A 14741-nucleotide genomic window follows, 5' to 3' on the forward strand; every position below is an offset into this window, starting at 1 on the left:
ACTTCCGTGCTTCACACAGTTACTGGTAAACAAAATTTTTATAAATTAAATTTTAATGAGACCCACCCAGTTCGGCACGTGCCGACTAGGTGGGTTTTTCATTAGTGTCTAGATGAAAATGGTGTGGTAAAATTAGATAACCAGGTTCACTGGTTAGTTAAACGGAATGTAGACTAAACAGGAGTTTATGACTAATGCCAGAAATTAAAAAACGCCAGATACTTAATCAACGTATTTTAGAAAAAGAAATTGCTACGATTGGGACTACTCGTGATGAAACTAAAAATAGTCAAGATTTTCGAGTTTTAGTGGCCCTCTTAAACGGTGATCCGAGTTACTTGGATCCGCAAATTATCAATAAAAGTAGTTTGGGAAACGTATATTCGATTTGGTTATCTTCTTATTTAAACGAGCCCGGGATGACTAATCTGAACCAAAAAAGTTTAGAAATGATTATCGAAAATTATGATTTTCGCCAAGATGAAACGGAAGCAGATGCAAATCCACTGTATCAAAAATACCTAAAGGGAGAGGTGTCGTTAGCTGACATTAAAGCATCCCTGACGGCAGCAGATTAATTTCAAAGAAAAAAAGAAGGATGACAACCATTAGGGTGTCGTCCTTCTTTTTTTAAGTCATTATTGGACTTGTGCCAGAAAATGTTTCTTCTTACCACGTTGCGCAATTAAATAACGACCGTCAAAATTACTTTGAGGATCAATTTGAGCATTGGTATCAGTTATTTTAATGCCGTTAATCCGAATGGCCCCATTCTTGATATCTTCGCGCGCCTGCCGTTTAGAAGTTTCAACCTGCATTGTTAATAACAGGTCGACTAAATTATGGGGAGTTTTTGCAATGGTAGTGGTTGGTACGCTGTGAAAGACTTGCTGGACTTCATCTGCGGTCAGTTTCTGGAGATTATTCGTAAAGAGTAGCTGAGCGATTCGTTCAGCATTTTCTACGGCAGCATGACCATGAACAAATTCAGTTACGTTTTCAGCAAGGGCGCGTTGGGCGTCCCGTTTCCATGGCGTTTGTTCAACTTTTTTTGCTAATTCATCAATTTCTGCGTGGCTCAAGAAGGTGAAAAATTTTAGGTATTTTACAACATCGCGATCATCTTGGTTGTACCAAAATTGATAGAATTCGTAGGGCGTGGTTTTTTGGGGATCGAGCCACACCGCTCCGCCGGCAGTTTTGCCAAATTTGGTGCCGTCTGCCTTGAGCATGAGAGGAATAGTTAATCCAAAGACCGGCTGTTTTCGACCGACTAACTTATGAATTAAGTCAATTCCCGCTGTGATATTTCCCCACTGATCGGCGCCACCAACTTGAAGCTGAACGTGATGCTTTTGATTCAACGTTAAGAAATCGTAGGCTTGAAGGATTTGGTAGGTGAATTCAGTAAAAGAAATTCCTTGATCTAACCGAGTAGCCACGACTTCTTTATTTAACATGGTGTTGACATTGAAATGTTTTCCGTAATCGCGTAGAAAGTCCAACAAACTAAGATCTTTAGTCCAGTCATAGTTGTTAACAATTTTGATGTTTGAATTAGCTCCAAATAATTGTTGCATTTGCTTGGTGAGTGCCGTGACATTAGCCTGCACCTGCTGTTTGGTTTGCAACTGCCGTTCAGTTGCACGACCGCTGGGATCGCCGATTGAGCCAGTAGCCCCACCGATGACAATGTACGGGTAATTACCGGCTCTGGCGAAACGTTCCATCAACATAAAGGGAATTAGATGACCAATGTGCATACTGGGTCCCGTGGGATCAACCCCACAGTAGAGGGCAATCGGGTGTTCCTGAAGTTCCTGCGTTAGTCCGGGTAAGTCAGTCACTTGATTAATGGCGCCTCGCCATTGTAGATCGGTTAAAATATCCATTGTTGGTCTCCTTTTAACAAAATAAAAAGCGTCTCAATAGCAACGCTATTGGGACGCTGACGCGCGGTACCACCCATTTTCAGGTCGGTTGACCTGCACTTAATTTAGGTTAAAGTTGTAATTTGAGAGGTGAACCTGCATGGCTTGCAGCAACCGCCAATTCTCTGACATCTCAGTTCACACTCTTGCTACGTATTATAAATAAATTTGTTTAGTTTGGCTAGTCATTCGAGATAAAGTTGTCGTAATTTGGTGAGGTCAGTCGTTGACAAGCCAATTCCCTGGTGCAAAAAATTATCCATTGAACCATAGCGTTGCTTGATTTCAGCGAGGGCTGCATTTAAGTAATCGATGTCAACGCAATAAAGGGCACGGAGATTCTCAGCCGCTTGGTCAGAAAAGCCCGCCTGTTTTACATCGGCGACCTTTTGTTCGATAATATCACGAACCACTTCATTAGTTAGGAGATAATCATGTTTAATCGTTTCTTCATCAACGCCAAGCGCTGCCAAAATAAAGACAGCAGCCATTCCAGTTCGATCCTTGCCCGCCGTACAATGGAACAAAATGGCATCCTCCGCCTGATCATTGTTTAAAAGCGTTTGAAAAAGATGATAAAAAGCTTGGCGGGGTTCTTTCTTACTAATCATTTGGACATAAGTATTTACCATGTGATCATGTCCATAATGAGGGTCATTTTCTAATAATTTACGGAAATCACGGGGATCTTGGGAATTATCAGTGCGATCTTCGTTAAAAACCGGGGTAAAGTGGTAAACAATGTTGCTGTTTGCGAGTTGGTCACCGGCTGCGTTTACCTCTGGTTTTGAACGCAAATCGACGTCAGCACGGACTCCGTAAGCTTCCAGATAATTCAAATCGGTAGCAGTTAAACGACCGAGACTGCCGGTTCGGATCAGCTTTTGCCACTTGACGCGGTGCCCATTACGGGTTTCATAGCCACCAAGCTCGCGAGGATTGTCGACTGAATCAAGTGGTAAAACACGCTTATTTTCCATGATTTCACTTCTTTCGCAATAGTTATAGTACTTTAATTATAGCATGACTCAGAAAACTACGGAGCGGCTGGTGTTTACAAAAATCTAAAAGTGTCATAGGCTAAAGGCAAACGTTTTGAAGGAGATTTAGTCCATGAAAATGACGGAACGACAATTAATTCAAGAAATTTTAAATACCGTTGATGTCCTGTACGACTTTGAAAATGTTGATGAGGATACTAAGGAATATACGTTATTAATCAAGCAACAAAACAATGATCCACGGTCATTGCAGGTGATTAATGATGAGATGAAGCACTACTTCAAGGAAGCAGCCTTTACCTATCAAGAACAACTTCAGCCCGCAGATCTCGATTGTGACATTAAGGTTGAAATTAAACGTTAAGATTAGCTTGGTGGTGTAGTTAGACTTTGAGTCTAGCTGCACCATTTTTTTCGAAACAGGGTCGCCGTGTTATGATAATGCGAGCAGCTTTGACGAAAGGGGTTACCATGACAACTTCAGCACCTTACATTTTAGCCATTGATCAGGGAACTAGTAGTACGCGAGCGGTTATCTATGATCATGATGGTCGAAAAGTGATTGAAAGCATGAAACCAGTTCCACATATCAATAACCATTCGGGGTGGGTCGAACAAGATCCGGATGTTATCTGGAGTTCCGTGCTTTCAGCGATTGCCGCCGCGCTGATTGATGCTCAGATTCATCCAGAGATGATTCATTCGATTGGGATTACTAATCAACGCGAAACGACCGTAGTTTGGGATCGCAATACCGGCAAGCCCATCTATCCGGCAATTGGCTGGCTTTCACAACAGACCAATCATTTGGCTGATCAACTCCGTCAGGATGGGAAAGCGGGGGTTATTCGAGAAAAAACGGGTTTAGTGATTGATGCCTATTTCTCTGCGACAAAGCTTCGTTGGATTTTAGATCAGGTTCCAGGAGCACAAACCCGGGCCGAGGCAGGCGACCTGCTTTTTGGGACAATTGACACCTGGTTGATGTGGAAGCTATCGGCCGGTCGCATTCACGCAACCGACTATACCAACGCCAGCCGGACGATGCTCTTTAATATCCATACTTTGGAGTGGGATGCTGATATTTTGCGGATGCTGAACATTCCACGGACGATGTTGCCAAAGGTGCAACCTAGCGATGCGGTTTATGGGTTTACGGAGAACTACCAATTTTACGGTGTGCAGGTCCCAATCGCTGGCCTAGCTGGTGATCAACAGGCCGCGTTAGTCGGTTCGATGAGTTTCACCCCTGGCATGGTAGAAGGAACCTATGGCGACGGTGCTTTTATCATGATGAATACGGGCACGCAACCAGCTAAGCATGCCGATCGATTGTTGACGACAATTGCCTATGGAATGAATGGCACGGTGAGCTACGGTTTAGAAGGAACCATTTTCACGGCCGGGCGGGCATTGTTGTGGTTGCGTGATGAACTGGGGTTGATCAAGGATGTTCCAGCCTCGCGTAAGGCGGCTAATGAGGCAGACCCGCAGAGTAATGTTTACCTAGTGCCAGCTTTTACTGGACTGGGGGCACCTTATTGGGATACGAAAACGCGAGGAGCAATTTTTGGCATGACACAGGCGACTGGAGCTAACGAACTGGTGCAAGCTACGTTACAATCAATCGCCTATCGAACTAAGGATATTGTTGATGAGATGGAAACAGCTACGCAACTTGCGATTACCCAATTCGGAGCAGATGGTGGTTCCAGTCGGAATACTTATTTAATGGAATTTTTGGCGGATATCCTGGCTAAGCCAGTGCAACGAACTAGTGATGAGGAAACTACGGCTTGGGGTGCCGCTGTTTTGAGTGGACTAGCAACCGGTTTTTGGAAGGATGTGGATGAAGTCCAACAAATTACGACTACGGGACGATGTTTCACAGCTAAAATGACGGAACCAGTCCGGCAACGACGATTGCGAGGATGGCGGCGAGCCGTGCAGGCCGCTCAGAGTTTTCAACCGCAGGCTAACCATGATCAAAAGGAGCACGAATAAATGAATCTGATCGCACTTTTAGTTGGATTATTTCCAATTTTGGGTTGGGGTTTATTTCCAACGATTGCGAGTAAAATCGGCGGTCGACCAACCAACCAAATTCTAGGAGCTACGCTCGGCAGTTTTTTGACTGGGGTGGGAGTTAGTTTCCTTTTTCATTTACCATTGCCGACGGGGATGGTCTTGTTAGTGGGTAGCTTGTCGGGAGCGGGCTGGGGCTTTGGTCAAATTATGGGCTTCAAAGGATATCAACTAGTCGGTTCTTCACGGGTTTTGCCGATTCATACCGGTGTCCAGATGGTAATCAATACGTTGTGGGGCGTGCTCTTCCTTGGAAATTGGGCTCGCCTAGATGCAAAAATCATGGGTTTCAGTGCATTGTTAATCATCGTGGTGGGAACTTATCTAACCATTTGGCAACAGCATCGCCAAGCCGCTAGTGTGCACAAAATGCGCGTGGCGATTGGGTACCAGTTGATTGGATCAGCCGGTTACTGGCTTTATTCAGCAGCACCCCGCTTCATCAATCTAAGTGGACTTACGGTTTTCTTGCCACAGGGAATTGGAATGGTTGTGGCGGCAGTAATTTATTGCCTGGCACGACTTAAACACGAAAATGCTTTTAAGGAACGGGTTTCTTATCAACAGATCATTTCTGGAGTAGTGCTTTCGCTAGCAGCACTTAGCTATTTCATCGCAACGCAGCCCAATATGTTAGGACTATCGACCGCCTTTGTGCTTTCACAGGCCTACGTGATTGTGTCAACCTTGACGGGAATTTTCTGGCTTCATCAAACTAAGACGCCCCGAGAAATGGTAGTCACCTTGCTAGGATTGGCTTTGATTGTGGTTGCAGCAGCCTTGACAGCCTTTATTCCAAACTAGCGGAAGAAAAATTAACTAATTTCATGAAATCGCTTTCAGATAAAATGAAAATGATTTATAATTAATTCAGAAATAATTTACTGACCCGTTGCGGTCAATGGAGGAAAAAAGATGGAAGGAATTGCATTATTAATTGGAATTATTCCAGTTATTGGGTGGGGATTTTTCCCCACAGTCTCATCTAAAATTGGAGGGAAACCTTCTAATCAGATTTTGGGTGCTACGATTGGAGCCTTGGTCGTCGCATTAGTTGTGTACTTTGTCTCTGGTAGTGCTTTCCCAACTGGATGGAACTTAGTTTACGGGATTCTATCTGGATGTGGTTGGGGCTTCGGTCAGATTATGGCCTTTAAGGGTTATACTTTGATCGGTTCTTCACGGGTAATGCCAATTACCACTGCTTTTCAACTGATTGTAACTGCGCTATGGGGTGCTTTTGCCCTGAGCAGTTGGCCAGGTGCTCTGAACAAGGTTTTAGGAATTCTTGCTCTAATCGTTATCATTATTGGAGCAACTTTGACGACTTGGTCTGAAAATAAAGAAAATACAAATGTCGATGCCTTGAAAAAGGCCGTTATTTACCAATTAATCGGGGTTATCGGTTACTGGTTATACTCGGCAGCCCCACAGGCTGGTAATTTAACTTGGGCGAAGGGAATTTTGCCAAGCACGCCAGAAATGACTGGTTTACAAGCCTTTTTACCACAGGCGATCGGAATGGTCTTGGTTGCGGTAGTTTATAGTTTGATGCGAATCAATCAAGAAAATGTCTTCAAGGAAGCAGTTTCTTATAAACAGATTTTTGCAGGATTACTGTTTGGAATTGCTGCTTTATCATATCTGATTGCTGCACAACCTAAGATGTTGGGACTTTCAAATGCTTTCGTAATTTCGCAGGTAAGTGTAGTCTTAGCAACTTTGACAGGGATTTACATGTTGCATCAGAAGAAAACATCTAAAGAAATGGTTATGACGTTAATTGGGCTAGCATTGATCATTGGTGCTGCCGCAGTAACTGCCTTCTTAAGATAGTTATATAAAAAACGATCCATCGTTTTGATGGGTCGTTTTTTTGATTGCTAAATTTAAGCAAACAGCAAAGTTAGTTCGCTGATTATTTTAAAAAGTCGGCTTGTTGATAGGCGGGGTGCGGATAGGTATAGAATCCCTGCCCAGTTTCCACCCCAATATGGCCAGCTGCCAGCATATTTTTAATCTTGGTGTAGACGGGTTGGGATAAATCAGTTTGCTCATCTGCTTCACCGATGGCTAAGATAGTCCGAATGCCGATCAGATCTAAATAGCCAAAGGGACCAATTGCACTTCCAGTGGCGATCATCCAAGTTTTATCATTGGTTTGAAAGTTTGCAACGTCAGTTCCCCACAGGTTTAAAGCAGCTTGTAAAAAGGGAATTAACATGGAGTTCAGTAAATAACCCGCCTGTTCCTTATGGATTACCAACGGAACCATGCCAATCTCCTTCGAATAGGCGATAAAAGTATCAATTAATTGTGGATCAGTCTGACTTTGGGGCATGATTTCAGCTGTATTGTATTTCCAAATTTCATTAGCAAAGTGGTATGCCAAAAACTTAGTTGGGCGACCAGTATCTTCAGCAAACTCAGATGGAAGCATGGTTGAGGTATTGGTTGCTATGACAGTCTTTTGAGGGGCGATTTGTGCGAACCTCTTAAAGAAATCGTGTTTTAAAGCTCGATTTTCGGGGAGGCATTCAATTACTAAATCAGCATTTGCAACGGCAGTCTCTAAATCCGTAAGGTAATGCAAATTTGTTGATGATTGTTCAAGCTGTTGATGAGAGAGCTTTAAAAATTTAGTAGCGGCTTGTGAATATAAAGTCACTCGCTGCCGAGCCTTGTCTAACGATTGATTTTTTCTCCCCCAGATGGTCACGTTTTTACCATGCAAAGCTGATACAAGCGCGATTTGAGCTCCAAGGACCCCACCGCCGATGATTGTTACGTTTTGATAAGTCATGATTTCCTCCCGAGGAACCTAGTTATAAAGTCAACTAAATTGTAGCATTACCAAAACAAAACGACATCATTTAAAATGATAATTGTAAAATTATAATGACAGTTGTGTTTAGCTTTGATAAATCAAGGTCTAGCTACGTTTGGTTCCATTCGGCATGCTAAAGAATTTAAAATTAAAAAAACCGATGTCTATTAGGGACATCGGTTTTTGCATTTGGTTACTTTAAACGGTGATCATAGAGAAGCACGTTCAATTAATGAAGTTGGAATTTCAGTTTTTTCAGTTTTTGTTTTTTTCGGATTGTCAATCAGTTTGACCAATTTACAAGCCGCTAATTTTCCAATCTGATGGGGGTTTTGCATAATTGATGTAATCCCAGGAGTGATTAAATCAGCCAGACCACTATCATCATAGCCCAGTAAACCAACATCTGTAGGAAAATCAATTTCTGCCGAGCGCAGCGTTCGAATTGTCTCCCATAGCAGGGAACCATTTAGAGCATAGATGACGGTCTTTTGATCTTGCTGAGCAGCAGTCACTAAAATCGTTTGCCAGTCCTGCTCTTGATCTACGTTAAGAACCTGAATATTGATGTTGCTAGTTTGAAGGGCGGCTTTTAAGCCGGACAAGCGATTTTTTCGACTACTGATATATTGGATGCTATTTGTCAAGACAATCACATGCTGGTAGTGGTGTGCTTGGATGAGGGCACCAACTTCGGCAGCTTTTTTAAAATTATCAGAAACAATGGCTGACCAGTTACTAGTTTCCAAATAGCGGTCTACTTGAATGGTTGGCAGGCCGGAGGCAATCAGTTGTTCATAATTTTTTGCTTGATTGTTGAGCGGTTGCAGTAGTAATCCATCGATCTCATCACGTAGCAGCTTTTGAATGTTGGCTTGTTCTAATTGGACGGAATTATCAGCATCCATAATCATGATTTGATAACGCGTTGACTGCAAATAGTCATTGATCCCCTTGAGCAGGCGGGGAGTATATGGATTGGAAATGTCGGCTACGGAAACTCCCAATAAATAAGATTGATTAGTTTTCAAACTTTGGGCGTTACGGTTGGGTTGATAGTGGAGTTTGGCGATGGTAGCTTCGATTTTGTTTTTGGTAGTTTCCGACATGTTGGCATATTTTTGGTTTAGATAGCGTGAGACGGTGGTTTTAGATACCCCGGCTGCTTTTGCAATATCATTAATAGTTGTCTTTTTCATCATACTCGCATTATACAATAAAAAAGTTGACAATATCCATGAAAGCGATTACACTTATTTTTGTAAACCGGTTTCCGAAAACGGTTTACAAAAATAGGAAGAGGTACACATCATGGAAAAGAACAAACTAGTTTTAAACAATTTGGTCTTCGCTAATGCCAGGGCTCAAGGTGAGTTGCAGTTAGAAATGCTGCACACGGCGGTTAGTTTGGGGATTACTAATGTAGAAATTCGCCGCGAATTTTTCAAAAATATCCCGGGTGAAATCAAAGGGATTCGCGCTTACGCAGAACAACATGGCTTAACTTTGTTTTATTCAGTTCCGGATGAATTATTTATTGGAGGCAAGTTAAACGCTAAGTTGACGACTTACTTTACAGAGGCTCAACAATTAGGAATTCATGCCATTAAATTTAACATCGGTGAATTTAAAGGATTTAAGACCGAACAACTCATCAAGCTGGAACACTATGGGCGATTAGTTGACCAGATTAATGTTGAAAATGATCAGACGCAACAGTCCGGAAGTTTGGCAGCGATTGTCAACTTTTTGGATGCCGCCCGGCGCCATGGATTGCAAATTGGCTATGTTTATGACTTGGGTAATTGGTGCTATGTCGATGAAGATCCACTGCAAGCAGCAACGATGCTGACTGACCACGTGAGTTATATTCATCTGAAAGATTGTCTTGGCAGCGGGAAACAAACCGTGACGGTTCCATTAGGTGACGGTGAGCTATCATGGGAAACGATCCTTCAGCAATTACCGCAAGACGTTCCGGTGGCTTTGGAGTATCCAACGGCCTCCCAAGCTGTTTTAGAAGCAGGGATTGCGAAGCTTACTGAAGGAGATTGACGATGACAAATATTATCATTAGTACACTGTTACTAATTACCTTTTTGGCGTTCATTTACTACATCATGAAGGGCGGGAATCTTACCGTTGGTTTCTTCATCATGGCAGTGCTGTGGTCCGTTATCGGATTAATTCCTTTCAATACGGTCATGCAAAAGGTAATTGCTGAACCGGCGTTGAATTATGGACCCACCATTATCTATATTATTTTTGGATCTTGGTTTGGTCGGGTTTTAGTAGAGACGGGGATTGCAGGTTCAATATCAGCTCAGACTGAAAAAGTTGGTCGTAAAGCTCCGATCTTAGCTACCATTATGATTGTATTAGTTACGGTATTGATCTTTTCATCGGCATACGGGGTTGGTTCGGTAATGGCAATCGGGGTTATTCTAATTCCCATTCTGTTGTCGATCGGAGTCCCAAAAAGATTAGCGATTCCAATTTTTACAATGGCAATTGGAGGAGCAATGTACCTCAACGTAGTGCTTTTTAATCAAATTAAGGCCTTTTTTCCGTCCGTTAGTTATTCTGGAAAATATTTGATGTTTGGGATTACGGCAATGTTGGTTCAAACCGTGGGGATTATTATCTTTATTCTAATCCATCGGCGCCAGATTAAGGGCGGAGCCATCGAGGAATTAGCCGAAGCAAAAGCAGGTGCCCCAGCTGTTCCTCGAGTTAATCCAATTACGTATGTGATTCCACTACTACCGGTAATTTTCAATTTAGTTTTTAAGTGGGATGCCATTCCCGCACTGCTACTATCGACGTTAATTGCCTTGCTCTTGACCGGTAAGATGAAAACGTTTCATGGACTGGTTGATTTTGTTAATCAGACCACGGTACGCGCAGTTAATGACATTGCGGGGCTGATTATTTTCCTACTAGCGCTTATCATGTTCGTTGGAGCTGCCACAATTAATGTGCCACATTTTAAAGGTTTGATTGAAGTGATCTTGCCCCATAATCCATTGATATTAGCGCTCTTGTTTGCAGTATTAGCACCGTTAGCACTCTTTCGTGGTCCGTTGCACGTATGGGGAGCAGGAGCTGCTACGGCTTCAGTTTTAGCAGCCACGGGCTACTTTAATCCCATGTTTTTATTACCACTATTCTATACCGTAAGCATCATGGCGGTTTCAATTGATCTAACTCAATCTTGGAATACTTGGGCTTTAACCTATTCAAAATTGAGCAGTAAAGAATATCTCAAGACCGGCGTACCAGTGATGTGGATAATTACCGCGGTTAATGTCATGTTGGTGTATGTATTTTTTGGCCACTAAGTAACGAAGGAGAACAAACTGATGACGGAACTATTAACTTTAGGCGAACCAATTGTAACTTTTGCTTCTAAAGATTTAGGAGCAGGATTGGTTGACAGTATTGATTACTATAAATTGCTAGGTGGGGCGGAATTGAATGTGTTAATTGGCGCTGCTCGGCTAGGCCATTCAACTGAGTATATTTCGCAAGTCGGGCAAGATCCGTTAGGTGATTTTGCGATTAAAAACATTAAAAATCATCAAGTCGGAACTACTTACATTGAGTCCGATCCGAATAACTGGACGGCCTTTCAACTCAAGGAGCTGGTTGCTGAGGGGGATCCGCAGACGTTTAATTTTCGGAAGAATTCGGCCGCAGCTCACCTGAAACCAGCGGTGATTGACGAAATCGATTTTTCTGGGGTTAAAATTGGTCATCTTTCGGGGATTTTTCCGGCGATCTCACGACTCGCGCTAGCTACGTTTGAGGAATTTGCTACTAAATTACTAGAACACGGGATTCTAACTACCTTTGATCCTAATCTGCGCCCAGCATTGTGGGACTCCGAGGCACAGATGATTGAAACAATTAATCAGTTAGCTCGTTTTGGTCAAATTGTGTTACCGGGGATTAACGAGGGTAAAATTTTGGTTGGCAGCGATGACCCAGAAACAATTGCGGATTTTTACCTGCACAATGGCGACCAAACCCGGACGGTGGTTGTTAAATTAGGGGAAGCGGGAGCCTACCTAAAAAACAAGGGAGACAAACAGGGCAAGATTATCCCAGGTTTTCGGGCAGCCAAAGTAGTTGATACAGTCGGAGCTGGTGATGGTTTTGCACTCGGTTTGATAACCGGATTACTTGATCAGCTGAGTCTAGAAGCAGCTGTAGAGCGGGGCAATGCTGTGGGGGCTTTGCAAGTGCAAACTCCCGGTGATAACGATGGTTATCCAACCCCCACTCAACTTCAGGAATTTTTGATTGCACAAAAAGGAGTATAGTTATGTCCAAAAAAATTGTTTATTTACCAGATGATATCCCAGCAGTTGGCAAGGAAATCTTAAAAGAAGCTGGGTTGCAAGTGATCGTCGGAACCAGTCGCGACAAAGCTGTGATGATGAGTGAAGGAGCAGCTGCAAATGCTGTTTTGATCGGGACGCAGCCATTTGATGCGGAGATCATGGATGCCATGCCGAACCTACAAGTAATTGCGCGAAACGGGGTGGGATATGATGCAGTTGATGTTGCAGCCGCTACGCAGCGTGGAATTCAGGTAGTTAATACTCCAACTGCACTGTCTGGTTCCGTGGCTGAGACCGCTATTACTGAACTTTTAGCGATCAGTAAGAACCTTTATCAGGATTCCAAAGCACTTCATGATGGTCATTGGAACTATCGAAAAAACCATCTTGGTCGTGATTTAGAGGGTAAAACGGTTGGAATTCTTGGTTTTGGTCGAATTGGTCATCAGGTCGCGGCTAAATTGCAGGGATTTGGAGTCAAAATAATTGCAGTGGATCCATCCTCACGACCAACTGAAGGTGTCGAGCTGGTTGACCGTGATACGTTGTTTAAGACGGCTGACTACGTGATGGTTCATTTGCCTGCTATTCCTGCAACGGAGCATTCGATTGGCAAACGGGAATTTACTATGATGAAAGATGACGCCTATTTGATTAACATGGCTCGTGGAAGTATTTTAGTGGAAGATGATCTGGTGGCGGCCCTTCAGACGGGACAAATTGCTGGTGCCGCATTGGATGTGTTTGAACACGAACCTCTACCTGTTTCAGATCCACTGGTGCAGTTGGAGAACGTTTTGTTAACTCCGCACATTGCTTCCAATACGGTTGAAACCAAGCAACGAATGGCGGTTGATGCAGCCCATGATATTGTCAAGGTGTTGCATGGTGATGATCCTAACTTTCCAGTTAATCAAATTTAATTAGAAAGTTATTATCTCCGATACATTAATAAATAAACTAAAACAAGAACATATGCTTAATATGCTCTTGCTTTTATAATTAAGGCTAAAACAATTCGAATTAAGGGAGGATTAATATGAATAATTTAGAAAAGCACCATTATAAAATGTATAAAGCGGGCAAGCATTGGATGTTTGCGACAGTAACAACGTTGACTTTGACCGGTGGGATTTGGTTAGGTCAGCAGACGATTCAAGCAGATACTACGGAAGCTAATTCGGCTGTTGCTACTTCTGATGAAGCAACCAAATCAACGACGGATGCCGAACCAGCACCAGTTAACGAACCGGCAACTGGGCAACAATCAACAGCCACTGCAGCGCAGTCGATGACGGATACCACACCAGTGCCAACTAAAACGGATGCAGGGGATGCTAATTTATCAAACACCCCACCACAGCAAGCGGAATCCGAACAACCGGCTGTGTCAACTCAAGAAACGAACCAACTACCGGCAACTAATGATGCCAATGCCACGAAACCAAGTCCTGAGCAAGCTTCAGCTGAGCCAACCGCCACGGTTCATGATGAAAAACCAACCGAGGCGGCGACCGAAACCACTCCAGCACCATCCGCAGCAACTTCTCCAGTGGTTTCATTGGCAGCAACGCCCAGCGAACCAACGACTGGAACTTGGGGTACGGCACATTGGACGTTTGATGGCGAAACGTTAACCTTTGATCAAGGTGGGGTTTTAGGTAGTGGGTTAAATCGTGGCGAAATCGATAACTTTAGAGATCAGGTTAAATATATTAATTTTGCAGCCAAGGTGGAGGCTCCCCAGGATTCCAGTAACCTATTAGCAGATTTTTCTAATTTAATTAAATTTGATAATATGCATAACCTAAACACCTCACAAGTTACTAACATGTACGGTATGTTTTCAAACAACATATCGCTAGAGTCACTTGATTTATCAACTTTTGATACGCAAAAAGTGACGACAATGCGGTATATGTTTAGAGATGTAAGAAAAGTTACTAGTTTGGATCTATCTAGTTTTAATACTAGTAAAGTAGTTTCAATGAGATCGATGTTTGGTGTGATGTCTTCGTTAATTAGCGTAAATGTGTCTAGTTTTGATACAAGTAATGTTGTTGATATGTCGGGAATGTTTTTTGTTAACAATTCATTAGAGACACTAGATTTATCTAATTTTAATACTAGTCGTGTTACCACCATGCAGGAAATGTTTTGGAGTGATTATTATTTAAAAAAATTAGATTTATCTAATTTTGATTCGACCCGTGCAATTCGCCAATCAATGTTTTCGGGAACTAGTTCTTTGAGTCAGTTGAGGATCGGATTCAATACCGATTTGAGTAACAGTTCGATGGCGACTCCATTTGTAAATGAAACTTTTGAATATGACGGGCAACTCAGAAAGGTAGCTTACAGCAATTGGGTTAACATGGATTCTCCTTCTTATCAAACTAGTGAGACCCCCACTAACTCCTTTCCCGGTAATTGGGTTTGGAATTATGGATTAGCAAATCAACAAAGTATCACTGGACATGACGTTAAGATTTATACAGGCGAAGCGGTTTCAAATGATCCCGCTACTTATGGTGCGAAAGCCACCGATAAA

General features: G+C 42.8%; 14 protein-coding genes. 10 read left to right on the top strand and 4 right to left on the bottom strand.

All coding sequences use genetic code 11. The features are described 5' to 3' along the window. The first annotated feature begins 194 nt into the window (after positions 1 to 194). Positions 195 to 578 (top strand): hypothetical protein, encoded by a 384-nt coding sequence (locus tag B808_RS04170; RefSeq protein ID WP_009166360.1) that lies wholly within the window; start codon positions 195 to 197, stop codon positions 576 to 578. A gap of 60 nt (positions 579 to 638) precedes the next feature. Here B808_RS04170 and tyrS read toward each other — a convergent pair whose 3' ends face one another. Continuing rightward, positions 639 to 1892 carry a tyrosine--tRNA ligase gene (tyrS, locus tag B808_RS04175; protein ID WP_035422134.1) on the bottom strand — a complete coding sequence of 418 codons (1254 nt, stop codon included), beginning with the start codon at positions 1890 to 1892 and terminating at the stop codon, positions 639 to 641. Positions 1893 to 2116: 224 nt separating this feature from the next. After that, on the bottom strand, positions 2117 to 2911 hold the full coding sequence (locus B808_RS04180) for a tyrosine-protein phosphatase (RefSeq protein WP_035422136.1): 795 nt from the start codon (positions 2909 to 2911) through the stop codon (positions 2117 to 2119). 133 nt (positions 2912 to 3044) lie between these two features. Between B808_RS04180 and B808_RS04185 the strand changes: the two genes are divergently transcribed. The 4 genes from B808_RS04185 to rbsU all read left to right on the top strand — a co-directional run bounded on the left by B808_RS04185 (position 3045) and on the right by rbsU (position 6853). Continuing rightward, on the top strand, positions 3045 to 3296 hold the full coding sequence (locus B808_RS04185; protein WP_009166363.1) for a hypothetical protein: 252 nt from the start codon (positions 3045 to 3047) through the stop codon (positions 3294 to 3296). A 107-nt stretch (positions 3297 to 3403) separates the two neighbouring features. Further along, positions 3404 to 4936 (top strand): glycerol kinase GlpK, encoded by a 1533-nt coding sequence (gene glpK, locus B808_RS04190; RefSeq protein WP_035422151.1) that lies wholly within the window; start codon positions 3404 to 3406, stop codon positions 4934 to 4936. Continuing rightward, positions 4937 to 5821, top strand: coding sequence for a GRP family sugar transporter (locus tag B808_RS04195; protein ID WP_035422139.1), 885 nt, complete (start codon positions 4937 to 4939; stop codon positions 5819 to 5821). Positions 5822 to 5932: 111 nt separating this feature from the next. After that, entirely contained in the window at positions 5933 to 6853 is a 921-nt protein-coding gene (gene rbsU, locus B808_RS04200; RefSeq protein ID WP_035422140.1) for a ribose/proton symporter RbsU, read from the top strand. 82 nt (positions 6854 to 6935) lie between these two features. Here the strand turns inward: rbsU and B808_RS04205 are convergent, their stop codons facing one another. Both B808_RS04205 and B808_RS04210 read right to left on the bottom strand, forming a co-directional pair. Further along, positions 6936 to 7820: a 3-hydroxyacyl-CoA dehydrogenase gene (locus tag B808_RS04205; protein WP_035422142.1), complete on the bottom strand. Its 885-nt coding sequence runs from the start codon at positions 7818 to 7820 to the stop codon at positions 6936 to 6938. 233 nt (positions 7821 to 8053) lie between these two features. After that, positions 8054 to 9046 carry a LacI family DNA-binding transcriptional regulator gene (locus tag B808_RS04210; RefSeq protein WP_035422145.1) on the bottom strand — a complete coding sequence of 331 codons (993 nt, stop codon included), beginning with the start codon at positions 9044 to 9046 and terminating at the stop codon, positions 8054 to 8056. A 109-nt stretch (positions 9047 to 9155) separates the two neighbouring features. Here B808_RS04210 and B808_RS04215 point away from each other — a divergent pair, with 109 nt between their 5' ends. The 5 genes from B808_RS04215 to B808_RS04235 all read left to right on the top strand — a co-directional run. Next, complete coding sequence (locus B808_RS04215; RefSeq protein ID WP_009166367.1) at positions 9156 to 9899, top strand: sugar phosphate isomerase/epimerase family protein; 744 nt, start codon at positions 9156 to 9158, stop codon at positions 9897 to 9899. 2 nt (positions 9900 to 9901) lie between these two features. After that, on the top strand, positions 9902 to 11185 hold the full coding sequence (locus B808_RS04220; protein WP_035422147.1) for a hypothetical protein: 1284 nt from the start codon (positions 9902 to 9904) through the stop codon (positions 11183 to 11185). Between the two features lie 21 nt (positions 11186 to 11206). After that, positions 11207 to 12169, top strand: a complete 963-nt coding sequence (locus B808_RS04225) for a sugar kinase (RefSeq protein WP_009166369.1) — start codon at positions 11207 to 11209, stop codon at positions 12167 to 12169. Positions 12170 to 12171: 2 nt separating this feature from the next. Then, positions 12172 to 13113, top strand: coding sequence for a phosphoglycerate dehydrogenase (locus B808_RS04230; protein ID WP_009166370.1), 942 nt, complete (start codon positions 12172 to 12174; stop codon positions 13111 to 13113). Positions 13114 to 13229: 116 nt separating this feature from the next. After that, positions 13230 to 14741: BspA family leucine-rich repeat surface protein (locus B808_RS04235; RefSeq protein ID WP_035422149.1), on the top strand; the 1512-nt coding region annotated here is incomplete at its 3' end.

Source organism: Fructilactobacillus florum 8D (assembly GCF_000512295.1).
Classification (GTDB): Bacteria; Bacillota; Bacilli; order Lactobacillales; family Lactobacillaceae; genus Fructilactobacillus; species Fructilactobacillus florum.